Source organism: Reyranella soli, from assembly GCF_007992495.1.
GTDB classification, from domain to species: Bacteria; Pseudomonadota; Alphaproteobacteria; order Reyranellales; family Reyranellaceae; genus Reyranella; species Reyranella soli.
Window position 1 is genome coordinate 1 of sequence record NZ_BKAJ01000086.1, and the last position, 10,521, is coordinate 10,521.

At 67.7% G+C, this 10,521-nt stretch carries 8 protein-coding genes; 5 read left to right on the forward strand and 3 right to left on the reverse strand.

Going from position 1 to position 10,521, the window contains the following annotated elements; genetic code table 11:
* Positions 1-283 precede the first annotated feature (283 nt).
* Together aptA and RSO01_RS24335 are read left to right on the forward strand one after the other, a co-directional pair.
* Positions 284-1,618, forward strand: coding sequence for an omega-aminotransferase AptA (gene aptA / locus RSO01_RS24330; protein ID WP_147152268.1), 1,335 nt, complete (start codon positions 284-286; stop codon positions 1,616-1,618).
* A gap of 34 nt (positions 1,619-1,652) precedes the next feature.
* Entirely contained in the window at positions 1,653-3,071 is a 1,419-nt protein-coding gene (locus tag RSO01_RS24335; RefSeq protein WP_218037444.1) for a phospholipase D-like domain-containing protein, read from the forward strand.
* Between the two features lie 39 nt (positions 3,072-3,110).
* Here the strand turns inward: RSO01_RS24335 and RSO01_RS24340 are convergent, their stop codons facing one another.
* Both RSO01_RS24340 and RSO01_RS24345 read right to left on the reverse strand, forming a co-directional pair.
* Entirely contained in the window at positions 3,111-3,800 is a 690-nt protein-coding gene (locus RSO01_RS24340; RefSeq protein ID WP_147152270.1) for an endonuclease/exonuclease/phosphatase family protein, read from the reverse strand.
* A gap of 7 nt (positions 3,801-3,807) precedes the next feature.
* Positions 3,808-5,613, reverse strand: a complete 1,806-nt coding sequence (locus tag RSO01_RS24345) for a cation:proton antiporter domain-containing protein (RefSeq protein ID WP_147152272.1) — start codon at positions 5,611-5,613, stop codon at positions 3,808-3,810.
* A gap of 81 nt (positions 5,614-5,694) precedes the next feature.
* On the opposite strand from RSO01_RS24345, the gene denD reads away from it, so the two are divergent.
* Complete coding sequence (gene denD, locus RSO01_RS24350) at positions 5,695-6,696, forward strand: D-erythronate dehydrogenase (protein WP_147152274.1); 1,002 nt, start codon at positions 5,695-5,697, stop codon at positions 6,694-6,696.
* 170 nt (positions 6,697-6,866) lie between these two features.
* Here the strand turns inward: denD and RSO01_RS24355 are convergent, their stop codons facing one another.
* Positions 6,867-7,676 (reverse strand): class I SAM-dependent methyltransferase, encoded by an 810-nt coding sequence (locus tag RSO01_RS24355; protein WP_170303322.1) that lies wholly within the window; start codon positions 7,674-7,676, stop codon positions 6,867-6,869.
* Positions 7,677-7,783: 107 nt separating this feature from the next.
* Between RSO01_RS24355 and RSO01_RS24360 the strand changes: the two genes are divergently transcribed.
* Both RSO01_RS24360 and RSO01_RS24365 read left to right on the forward strand, forming a co-directional pair.
* Positions 7,784-9,133 carry a hypothetical protein gene (locus RSO01_RS24360; RefSeq protein ID WP_147152278.1) on the forward strand — a complete coding sequence of 450 codons (1,350 nt, stop codon included), beginning with the start codon at positions 7,784-7,786 and terminating at the stop codon, positions 9,131-9,133.
* Positions 9,126-10,490, forward strand: a complete 1,365-nt coding sequence (locus RSO01_RS24365) for a hypothetical protein (RefSeq protein ID WP_147152280.1) — start codon at positions 9,126-9,128, stop codon at positions 10,488-10,490. Before RSO01_RS24360 ends, RSO01_RS24365 begins: the two co-directional genes overlap by 8 nt.
* Positions 10,491-10,521: the final 31 nt, after the last annotated feature.

Below are 10,521 nucleotides of genomic sequence, written 5' to 3' on the forward strand. Positions count from 1 at the left end.
TACTAGTGGTCAGAAGGATCGATCCTGATGAAAGGCAGGATGAACATGCAGCCGCCGGCGATCGCCATGACCGGGACCAGCAGCAGGGACAGCGCGACAGGCAGCCGGGAAGAGGCGACAGCATGATCCGTTGCAGCTAGGAGGATGGCCGCGCACCGGTCAAGCACGCATCGCGTGCATGGGCCAGTCCCAGAAATCTTCAGGCGAGAGATACGAGACCGCGTGGTCGGCGCGGGGTCGGGGTGCTAGGGTCCGCCATCCTGTCGAATTTGAGAGTTCCGCCATGACGCCTCCCGCCACCGCGCCCGCCGCCAACAACCTCGAAGCCTTCTTCATGCCGTTCACGGCGAACCGGCAGTTCAAGAAGAATCCGCGGCTGTTGGCCCGCGCCAAGGGCGTGCACTACTGGACGCCGGAAGGCCGCAAGGTGATCGACGGCACCGCCGGCCTGTGGTGCGTCAATGCCGGCCACGGCCGCGAGGAGATCAAGCAGGCGATCGCCCGGCAGCTCGAGGAGATGGACTACGCGCCGTCCTTCCAGATGGGCCATCCGAAGTCGTTCGAGCTCGCCGCGCGCCACGCTGCCATGCTGCCGGGCGACCTCGACCACGCCTTCTACTGCAACTCCGGTTCCGAGGCGGTCGACTCCGCGCTCAAGATCGCGCTGGCCTGGCAGCGGGCGCGCGGCCAGGGCACGCGCACCCGCCTGATCGGCCGCGAGCGCGGCTATCACGGCGTCGGCTTCGGCGGCATCTCGGTCGGCGGCATGGTGAACAACCGCAAGCAATGGGGCGTGTTGCTGCCCGGCGTCGACCACATGCCGCACACCCATCTGCCGGCCAAGAACGCCTTCTCACGCGGCCTGCCCGAGCATGGTGGTGTCGAACTGGCCGATGAGCTGGAGCGCATCGTCGCCCTGCACGACGCCTCGACCATCGCCGCCGTGATCGTCGAGCCCTGCGCCGGCTCGACCGGCTACCTGCCGCCGCCCAAGGGCTACCTGCAGCGCCTGCGCCAGATCTGCGACAAGCACGGCATCCTCCTGATCTTCGACGAGGTCATCACCGGCTTCGGCCGTCTCGGCACCGGCTTTGCCGCCGACTTCTTCAACGTCATCCCCGACCTCATGACGGTGGCCAAAGGCATCTCCAACGCCACGGTGCCGATGGGCGGCGTGTTCGTGCGCAAGCACATCTACGACGGCCTGATGAACGGGCCTGAGAACGTCGTCGAGCTGTTCCACGGCTACACCTACTCGGCCCATCCGCTGGCCTGCGCCGCGGCCTCGGCCGTGCTCGACATCTACAAGGACGAGGGCCTGTTCCAGCGCTCCGCCGAGCTGTCCAAGTACTGGGAGGACGGCATGCATTCGCTGAAGGGCCTGCCGGGCGTCACCGACATCCGCAACCTCGGCCTGGCCGGCGGCATCGACATGGAAGGCCGCAAGGATGCGCCCGGCGCACGCGGCTACGACACCTTCGTGAAGGCCTTCGAGCTTGGCCTGATGGTGCGCCAGGCCGCCGACACCATCGCCATGTCGCCGCCGCTGGTGATCGAGAAGAACCAGATCGACGAGATCATCGATCTCGCCGGCAAGGCCATCAAGGCGACGGCGTAGTCTTCCCCGGCGAGGAACCTGCTATACCCACGGCGTGTTCCTCGACCTCGGTCTGCCCACCCTGATCGGTCCCGTGGCGGTGATGGCGCATGTCGCCATCGCCGCTCTCGTGACGGTCCACGTCCTGCTCTACAAGCGCAACGTCGCGGCCTCGGTGTCGTGGATCGGCATCGCCTGGCTGTCGCCGTTCCTCGGCGCGCTGCTCTACGTCACGATGGGCATCAACCGCGTCAAGCGACGCGCCCAGCGGCTGCGCCGCCAGCGCCTGTCGATGGCGATCGCCGAGGAGACGCTGGCCGACGCCGTCGCCAAGGACCCGCTGACGCCGCTCGAGTTCGCGATCGGCCGGCTGACCGGCCGGACCAGCGAACCCGGCAACAGGATCGATGTCCTGCACAGCGGCGATCAGGCCTATCCGCGCATGCTGGCGGCGATCAACGCGGCGGAGAAGAGCGTCGGCCTCGCGAGCTACATCTTCCGCGCCGACAAGGCGGGCGAAGCCTTCCACCAGGCGCTGATCCAGGCGCAGCGCCGCGGTGTCGAGGTGCGGGTGCTGATCGACGGTGTCGGCGGCGGCTATTTCTGGTCGGGCACCTACAATCACCTGCACAAGGCCGGCGTGCCGGTCGCGCGCTTCCTGCATTCGTATTTTCCCTGGCGCATGCCGTTCGTGAACCTGCGCAGCCATCGCAAGGTTCTGGTGGTCGACGGTCGCATCGGCTTCACCGGCGGCATCAACATCGGCGCCGAGAACATCAGCGCCGACAACCCGCCCTTCGTCGTGCATGACACCCACTTCGAGCTCGAGGGCCCGATCGTCGAGCAGCTGACCGGCGCCTTCGCCGACGATTGGCTCTACACCACCGGCGAGACGCTGCTGACGGAGAAGTGGTTTCCGCCACTCCAAAAGGCAGGCCCGGTAACGGCGCGTGTCGTCACCTCCGGTCCCGATGAGGACATGGAGCAGATCGAGTACGTGGCGCTGCACGCCATCTCCTGCGCCCACAAGTCGGTTCGCGTCGTCACGCCATACTTCCTGCCGCCCGAGCCGCTGACCATGGCGCTGGGCCTGGCGGCGCTGCGCGGCATCAAGGTCGAGATCGTTCTGCCCGACCATTCCAACCATGCCCTGCTCGACTGGGCGCGGCGCATTCCGCTCCGGCCGCTGATCGAAGCCGGCTGCCACGTCTGGCTGACGGGCGCGCCCTTCGACCATTCCAAGCTGATGGTGATCGACGGCGCATGGTCGTTGATCGGCAGCGCCAACTGGGACACGCGCAGCTTCCGCCTGAACTTCGAGCTCAATGTCGAGCTGCATGACGCCGACTTCGCCGCCAAGATCGCCGCCATCGCCCCCAATGCGCGCCGGCTGACCCTGGCCGAGCTCGACGGCGACCCGCTGCCCATTCGCCTGCGCAACAGCGCGGCACGGCTGCTGCAGCCTTATCTTTAAGGGAGCGCGGGCCTCTGGCCCGCAGAGGCCCGCGCTCCCTTACCGATACAACCTTCCCAGCCGGTCGCGCCTGATCCAGCGGTGCTCCGGCCGCGCCCTGAGCCCGCTCTCGAGCCCCCAGCCTTCGGCCAGTCCCAGTTCCAGCCGGATCGGCCGATGGTCGGACGGGCCGAAGTCCAGCGCAGCGGCGGTGCGGCAGGCGAGGCCGTGCACCAGGCAGCGGTCGAGACGAAAGGGCACGACGTTGCTGGCATAGTGCGTCGGCTCGCGCGGCCCGACGTCGGCGAAGCCCGGCAGGATCACCGGTCCCACGATGTTGTAGTCGCCGATGATGGCCGACGGCTTGCCGCGCAGCGCCGAGGCGATGCGCGCAAGCTGGCGGCGGTTGAGCAGCTGGCCGTGGCTGAGATGGACGTTGGCGAAAGTCATCTCGCCGACCTGCACGATCTGCGCCCGCCGTCGTGGCAGGCGACCGGGCAGGCGCGAGGCCGGCAGCGACAGCGCGCGTGGCGCGGCGAAGCGATGCGGGCTCCATACCGCGAGCCCATGGATGCGGCCGAGCCACGACAGCCGATGGAAGTGCCCGCCGAGCAGCGACGGCAACTCTTCCATCTCCTTGGTCGCCTCCTGCATCAGCAGCACGTCGGGCTTCTCGTGCCGCGCCAGGGCGGCCACATCGTCGACGGCGGCGCCGGTCAGTCTCAACAGGTTCCAGCTGATGATCTTCAAGACGTCCTCATGACTTCAGCGAACGGTCGCGCCGCGCCTGGCGGATCTGCTCGGTGACCGACGAGGTCGTGCCGGCGGCGGCCTGCAATTCACGGCGCACGGTCTCGCGCCGCTCGTGGATCGAGGCGATCACCAGGCCCATCGGCACGCCGAGCCCGACCAGCGCCGATTCGGCCAGCTGCAGGCTCGCCTCGATGGTCTCGGGCACGGTGTCGGTGACCTTGAGGGTGTAGAGATGGAGCGCGTGCTGCGCATCGTGCGCGCGGGCCACGATCATCACGTCGGGCCGCCGCGCCCGCACCGCGCGCACCACGTCGTCGACCGCCGAGGTGTCGAGGGTGACGATCACGCCCGTCGCCTCGTCGATGCCGCAGCGCTGCAGGAAAAGGGGATTTGAGGCGTCGCCGTAGTAGATCGGCCGGCCGAGCGTGCGCCAGCGGCTGACCAGCGCGGTATCGCGGTCGGCGGCGATGTAGGGGATGCAGTGCTCCTCGAGCAGGCCGCAGACGAGCTGGCCGACCCGGCCGTGGCCGACGACGATGACGCGCTTGGCATGGTCGTCCGGCGGCAACACGGTGAACATCGGATCGGACGACGCGTCGCGGGCGAATTGCTGGCCGGCCCGGCGGGCTCCCAGGGCGATGAACGGCAGGGCGGCCATGCTGAGCGACACCACGGCGAGGATGCCCGCCGACACGTCGGTGGCGACCAGGCTGAAATGCACCGCGAGCCCGATGCCGATGAAGGCGAACTCGCCGCCCGGCGCCAGCAGCAGCCCGGTCTCGACGCTGGCGCTCCACGGCACGCCGAACGCGCGGCAGAGCGGCGCCAGCAGCAGCGACTTCACCAACATCATCGCCAGGAAGCCGCCCAGCACCAGCAGCGGCTCGCGCCAGATGAAGCCGAGGTCGATATGCATGCCGACCGAGAAGAAGAACACGCCGAGCAGCAGGCCGCGAAAGGGATCGATCATCGCCTCGACGGCGCGACGATACTCGGTCTCGGCAAGCAGCAGGCCCGCGACGAAGGCGCCCAGCGCCATCGACAGGCCGGCATAGGCTGCGATCACGCCCGAGCCGACGGCGATCAGCAGCGTGGCGGCCATGAAGAACTCGGGATTGTCGGTGCCGGCGGCGAGCTTGAACAGCGGCTTCAGCACCAGCCGGCCGACCACGGCGATCACGGCGATGGCGATCGCGGCCTCGACCAGGGCGATGATCACGCCCTGGGCCACCGACGTCGAATCGGCGGCGCTGCCCAGCGCCCCGATCAGGAACAACAGCGGCACCACGGCGAGGTCCTGGGCAAGCAGGATGGCGAAGCTGGTGCGGCCGGTGGTCGACATCATGCGGCGCTGACCGGACAAGACCTCCATCACCAGGGCAGTCGAGGAGAGCGCCAGGCAGGCGCCGATGATCAATGCGGCGGCCGGCGGTTGGCCGTACCACAGCGCGCCGAAGCTGATCACCACTGTCGTTAGCAGGCCCTGCAGGCCACCCAGCCCGAACACCAGGCGGCGCATGGTGAGCAGGCGCCGCATCGACAGTTCCAGGCCGATGAAGAACAGCAGGAAGACGATCCCTAGGTCGGCGATGAAGGCGATCTGTTTCTCGCCGGTCACGGTGAGCCAGTCGATCGCCCGCGAATAGTCGGCCAGGCGGCCGAGACCATGCGGCCCCAGCGCGGCGCCGACGGCGAAAAAACCCAGGACGGGGCTGATTTTCAGGCGGTGGACCACGGGGGCCACGACGGCGGCGGTGCCCAGGATGATGAGGGCATCCTTGAAGACGAAGATGTCGCTGCTTCCCGCCATTGCGGCCAACATAGACTGTGAAGGCCGATCTGTGCACACTTTCGTTTCCAGACGGCCATTGGACATAAGGGCGGAAACGACATGAAGGTGGTGATCACCGGCGGCGCGGGATTTTTGGGCAAGAAGTTGGCACGGCGCCTGCTGCAGGACGGCGGCATCGCCGGATCTTCGGGCAAGCCCGAGCGGGTGAGCGAGCTCGTGCTGTTCGACGTCGGCAAGGCGACCGGCCCCGGCCTCGACGATCCGCGGGTCAAGGCCCTGGCCGGCGACATCGCCAATTTCGCCACCGTGCAGTCGATCGTGCAGGGCGCCGCTACGGTGTTCCATTTTGCCGCCGTGGTCAGCGCCGGTGCGGAAGCCGATTTCGATCTCGGCTATCGCGTCAACCTCGACGGCACGCGCAACGTGCTGGAGGCCTGCCGCGCGCTCGGCACCAACCCGCGCGTGATCTTCACCAGCTCGCTGGCGGCGTTCGGCGGCGACCTGCCGCCGGCGGTGACCGACGACACGGCCTTGACGCCGCAGACCTCCTACGGCGCGCAGAAGTCGATCGGCGAGTTCCTGATCCGCGACTACACCCGCAAGGGATTTTTGCGCGGCACCTCGGTGCGGTTGCCGACCATCTGTGTGCGCACCGGGCTGCCCAACAAGGCGGCTTCGACCTGGGCCTCCTCGGTGGTGCGCGAGCCGTTGACCGGTGTCGACGTCGTCTGCCCGGTGACGCCCGAGACGATCATGGTGGTCCTGAGCCCGCGCAAGACGGTCGACGCGTTCGTGCGCCTGCACGATCTGGCGCCCGACGCGTTCGGCCCGGGGCGCACGCTGCTCCTGAACGGCATCAACGTGACGGCCAAGGAGCTCGAGCAGGCGGTCAGCCGCCACGCCGGCAACCGCAAGGTCGGCAAGGTGAGCTGGCAGCACGATCCCGCGATCCAGAAGATCTGCGACGGCTGGCCCCAGGGCATCGACTCCCGCCGCGCCCGCTCCCTCGGCTTCGAGACCGACAAGGATCTCGACGAGGTCGTGCGCAACTTCATCGCCGACGATATCGACGATCAGATGAAGCTCGTGAAAGCGGCTTAGCGCATCCTCTTATTCCTCCCCCGTCTTACGGGGGAGGGTAGGGAGGGGGAAGGCCGCATAGCAGGCGCTTCCAAGAATGAGATCATGATCTGAAATCTGCGGACAACGGAAGTGAGGCCTTCCCCCTCCCGGCCTCCCCCGTATGACGGGGGAGGTGAATGAGACGATGGCTACCGCCCGCGTAACATCCGCCAGCCGTTCTGCAGATGCCGCACCGGCCCCCAGACATGGCGCGTGCGCATCATGTGCCAGCGTTGTGGCTCGTTGTCGGGGCCGGCGATCGGGCCGGCATCGTCGACGAAGTCGGTGATGCCGACGGCATCGGTGTCCCACGGTCCGGTGGTCTTGAAGATCGTCGTCTTGGCACCGTAGCCGCCGAGCGTGCGGCTCATGCCCGAGGCCATGAAGTCCATGTAGCGCGGCAGGCTCTCGGGCCGGCAGAGATAGCCCTTGTTGAAGCCGACCGCGAGCAGCCGGAAATGGAACGGGTTCTTCTCGAGATAGCGGATCACCTCGGTCGTGTTGGCCGGGTAGCGCGGCGAGAAGAAGTCGTCGATCACAACGATGCCGTCGTTGTTGACGATGCGGTTGGCGAGCTCGAGCTCGCGATAGACCGCGGTGCCGGTGTGCTCGCCGTCGATGTGGAACCAGCGCACCGTCTGGTGCATGGCCTGCAGGTCGAGCTTGGCCGGCAGGTCGGCCGACGGTCCCGACAAGGGCACGATGTTGGCGGGCTCCACGCCGACCGAGCGGATGGCGCGCTCGACGGCCGGCTGATCGAGCCGGAGGTCGCAGAGATAGAGCTTCTCGCCACCCTTGCGATAGGAGGCGAGCACCGACGCCGAGCGGCCGCGCCACACGCCGATCTCGAACAGGTCGCCCGTGATCCGGGCCTGCTGGTCGAGCAGGGCGCGCCAGACGCAGTAGGACTGGAACATGAACCAGCCCGGAATGGCGTCGATCTTTTCCCAACTGAGCATCGTGGATCCTTGCATTCGGGGGCCTTGCTAACAGCGCTCTTTCGACGCTGCAAGCCGGGAGCGCTTGCACCGGGGGCAGGCCTCGGGTAGACGCCGAACGCGTGCAAATGCCAACAACAACAGTCGCTTACCGCACGACGATCGGCCTGATTTGGGCCCTGGCGCTGTGGCATAGCTGGGAGAGCCGCGGCCTTTTCGTCGACGGTTCCGCCTTCCTTGTGCAGATCGCACGGCGGGAGTGGTTCTTCGACTTCTACGCTCCGCGCCTCTACGCCATGGTCGTCGGCCAGGCACCGATCATGACCGCCGTCTTCCTCGGCATCACCGACCTGCATCTGCTTGCACGCCTGCTCTCGATCGGCCTGTTCGCGCTGCCCACCGCGCTCTACACGCTCGCCCTGGTGCGGGTGAAGGATGACCCGGTGCTGCTGGCCGCAGTGATCGGCGCCATCGGCGTGGTGTTCATGACGACGTCCTTCTTCATCGTCGGCGAATACAACACGGCCTATGCGATCGCCATCTGCGTCGCCGTCCGGCTGTTGACAGCGAAGGAGCTCACCGTGCTCGACGGCCTGTTCCTGGCCGTGATCAGCTTCCTGGCGGCGCGGACCTACGAGGCGATGATCTATCTCGGGCCGCTGCTGACGCTGATGGTCCTGCATACTTTGTGGCGCATGCCGCAGCGCCGCTGGGGCCCGACCACGCTCTACCTCATCTCCACGGTCGGCTTCATCGGCGGCATGGCCGTCGCCATCCGCTCCCTGGTGAAGCCGTGGTCGGTCGAGCATCTCGACGAGACGATCGAGACCGCCACCAACTTCTGGCAGAACCTGCAGTTCGACCTGGCGCTGGCCGCCGCGCTGGTCGTCGTCGTGTGGGGGCTGATCCGGCCGCGCGATCTCCTGGCCGGCAAGCCCTATCGCTGGGCCGCCATCATGCTGGCGATCCTGGCGCTGTCACCACTTCTGGCGCTCAGCGACACGCTGGTCCGGCCACTCGCCAAGTCGCAGTACGTGGCGCGCCAGGCCGCCGGCATGGTCATCGTCGCCATCGTGCTGTTCATCTGGTTCTACGGCTCCCTGCTCAAGGACAAGCTTGCCGTCTTTGCCACGCTGCGCACGCCCGAGGCGGCGCGCCGCTTCCTCACCTTTGCCGTCGTGGTCGTGCTGGCGATCCTGCCTTCCGACATCTACCTGACGCGAACCTGGTCGTCGTATCTCGACGTCGTGCGCGCCGAAGTGCTGTCGAAGGGCGGCGTGATCGCCTTCGAGGATTCGCCATTGTCGCGCCATCCCTACGACCTGCTGGTCGAGGCCTGGATCCTGCCCAGCCAGAGCCTGGCGCTGCGAGCCAAGCGCGGCGACGGCATCATCGCGCCGCCCAGGGATTTCAAGTCCTGGCAGCCCTTCCCGCCGGCGGATCCCTATCCGCTCGGCAAGTACACGTGGCGTGACTAGCGCGCCCGCCGCGCCGCCGCCGGCCGCCTACCGCAGCGTGGTCCTGCTGCTGTGGGCGCTGGCCATCAATGCCACGATCGCCTGCCGCGGCCTGTTCTGGGACGGCTCGCCCTTCATGGCGAACATCCTCGACCTCGGCCAGGTCCACGACTTCTACACCGCGCGCGCCCACGTCGACTGGGTGACGCAGCTTCCGCTGCTGCTGATGAGCGAGCTCGGCGCGCGCGACACCCGGCTGCTGGCAATGGTCTATTCGGCGGCGCTGTTCGGGCTGCCGACCGCCCTCTATCACCTGGCGCTGGCGCGCGTGAAGCACGATGCCGTGCTGCTCGGCATCGTCATCGTCGTGATCGCCGCGGTCTATCTGCCGACCTGCTTCTTCATCATCGGCGAGTACAACACGACCTACGCCGCCGTGGTCGTCGCCATGGCGGTGACGCTGACCGGGGGGCCGCGGCGTCTCAGCGACGCCGTGCTGCTCTGCCTGCTCGGCCTGCTCGCGGTGCGCTCCTACGAGACGATGGTCTATCTCGGCCCGCTTATCGCCGCCGCCATCGTCTGGTCGATGCGCAAGGACGACGACCCGTGGGTGAGGGGGCTCATGGTCGTGGCTGCGGTGGCGTTCCTCGCGGCCGCTATCGTCGGGCTCGTCGCCATCGTCGACTACTGGAACCATCCGCACTTCCAGAAGGTGCGGGCGATGTCCTTCGATTTCTGGCAGAACCAGCAGTTCATCATTCCCGTCATCGGGCTCGCGATCTCCGCGGTGGTCGCCTTGCTGCGGCCGTCATGGCTGCGCGGGAACGGGCCGCCGTTGGTCATCGCCATCGCCGCCACCGCCCTCGCGCTCACGCCGTGGTATCGGCTGGCCTACGAGCACTCCATCCTCTATCCGCCGGCGCATTATCTCGCGCGCCAGGCGGCAGGCGTCGTACTGGCGGTGCTGCTGGTCTGCATGTGGCTGCAGGTCGCCTGGCAGCAGCGGCCGCCCGAGGTCTTCACCATCCTGCGCCTGCCCGCGGTGTCGCGCCGCCTGGTGCTGGCCATGACGGCGCTGCTGCTTGCCGCCGCCGTGCCCGACGTGGTCCTGACCAGCCTGTGGTCGGATTACCTCGGGCGCATGCGCACGCTGGTCGACACACGCGAGGGCGCCATCCGGGCGCGCGACCTGCCGCTGCTCGAGTGGCCCGACAAGCTCTTCGCCCAGGACTGGTCCTTGCCGGCGATGAGCGCGCTGGTCAGCCGCACGCCCGGCCATGCCTACGTGCTGGCCGACAAGGACTACCTCAGCAACCCGCCGTTCGACCCGGCGTGCGGGACGCTGCCGCATCTGCAGGGGTATGGCTGGGGGAAGTAGTGCTGGGAGCGTCATGATGGGAGCGCGGGCC